This is a genomic window from Candidatus Darwinibacter acetoxidans (assembly GCF_041936445.1).
Classification (GTDB): domain Bacteria; phylum Bacillota; class Limnochordia; order Darwinibacteriales; family Darwinibacteriaceae; genus DTU010.
In genome coordinates, this window is sequence record NZ_JBHGXH010000098.1 from 1 (window position 1) to 1,582 (window position 1,582).

The following is a 1,582-nucleotide window of genomic DNA, read 5'->3' on the forward strand; positions in this document are numbered from 1 at the left end:
GGCGATCCGGGCGTATCAATCAACAAGGTCTTTAACGACATCAAGAAGGAGGAGACCCTCCAGAGACGCCGGGAAGAACTCGCTGAGAAGGGGGCGGCAGTCGTCAAACTTCCGCCGTCCGTGCAGGTGTACCATGGCGACTTCCTCAAGGACTATCATATACTCGGTGAGGGATCGGTCGATTGCATCATCACGGATCCGCCATACGTTAAGGACTGGTTGGAGAACTATGAGGGATTCGCGCGAGCGGCGGAATACGTCCTGAAACCCGGCGGATTCCTGATAACCTACGTGGGCCACATTCATCTCGATCGCATCCTCGATCAGATGTGCAGACACCTTGACTTCTACTGGATTGCCGCCCTGAAACACGCCGGAACGACAAAGGCAGTTCATTCTCGGAGTGTGATGTGTGGGTTTAAGCCGATCCTGATATTCCACAAGCCGCCCCGGATGGCCCCGAAGCGGTATTTCTGCGATGTCATTCTCGGCACCGGGCGCGAGAAGTCGGCGCACGAGTGGCAGCAGGGCAAGGAAGAATTGCGGCAGATATTCGAGCCGTTCACCGATCCGGGAGATACCGTCCTCGATCCATTCATGGGATCCGGCACGGTCCTCGATATGGCCCGGGAGATGGGGCGGAAGGCGATCGGGTTCGATATCGACGCGGTGAACGTGCAGATTGTCAGGGGGCGGGTTGCAGGTGTCACGTAAAGATTGGCGAGCCCTTAACGCAGGATACTCTCATGATCCGGAGTTCGTCGTCGCCGCGAAGCTCAACGCCCTCTTTATCCACGATGGCATCCGGGCTGAGCGTCCGGTCGGGCGAGACCGGGCGAAGTTCTCGCCGCAAGACGTGATCGTCCACACCTACGATCGGCGGTCACTGACGTTTGGAAAGGAGATATGCAAGATCGACGTTGAACGCAAACCCAACGATGTTTTCGAAGAATATCCCTCGCCTCCGAGACGGTGGCACTCGTGGTCATTTCTCGCCCGGAAGGTCGATAAGGCGTCGAACCGGGATCAGGATGTTTACCTCCTCGTCGATCGAGAGATATCCGATCGGGTATTCTGGATCACATATGGCGCGATCCGAGGACACTTCTCGTTAGTTACCGAGGTGGATGAGTGGCTCGTCCGGGATCGGTATTATCGCGCACCGATTGATAGTCAGGTCGCCGTGCAGAGGGGATACTCGACACTCTGTCAGTATATCGTCGGTCTCCGTGACGGGAAGAGCGACCTGCGGACGTATGGAGTGATCGCATGACCCACCCGATCCTCTACATCTCCGGTCCCTACTCCGCCGGCAGCGGGCGCACGGTCGCGGATAACATCGCGGTGCTCCGGGAGCGGTGCTACCGCGTGCGTGAATATTTCGCCAAAAAGGAGGCGACACTTTGAGCGGCACTATTGTTCTAAAAATACCGTATGAGTCCAAATCGTTTCACGCCGCCCGGGCGGCCCTGCAGGAGCCGCTCCCCGTCGAGACCTACGAGGCGCGGCAGGAGATCCTCTCCAGGATCCAGGAGTGGACTGGAGTCACGATCGCCCTGGAGGACGCGGCGTATATCCCGCT

General features: G+C 58.1%; 3 protein-coding genes. All 3 read left to right on the top strand.

Translation table 11 applies throughout. The features are described from left to right. On the top strand, positions 1-714 hold a 714-nt coding region (locus ACE4YL_RS03260), incomplete at its 5' end, for a DNA-methyltransferase (protein ID WP_461369202.1). Next, positions 704-1,273, top strand: coding sequence for a hypothetical protein (locus tag ACE4YL_RS03265; RefSeq protein WP_461369203.1), 570 nt, complete (start codon positions 704-706; stop codon positions 1,271-1,273). The genes ACE4YL_RS03260 and ACE4YL_RS03265, both read left to right, overlap by 11 nt. After that, positions 1,270-1,407: a hypothetical protein gene (locus ACE4YL_RS03270; protein ID WP_461369204.1), complete on the top strand. Its 138-nt coding sequence runs from the start codon at positions 1,270-1,272 to the stop codon at positions 1,405-1,407. Before ACE4YL_RS03265 ends, ACE4YL_RS03270 begins: the two co-directional genes overlap by 4 nt. The last annotated feature ends 175 nt before the right edge of the window (positions 1,408-1,582 follow it).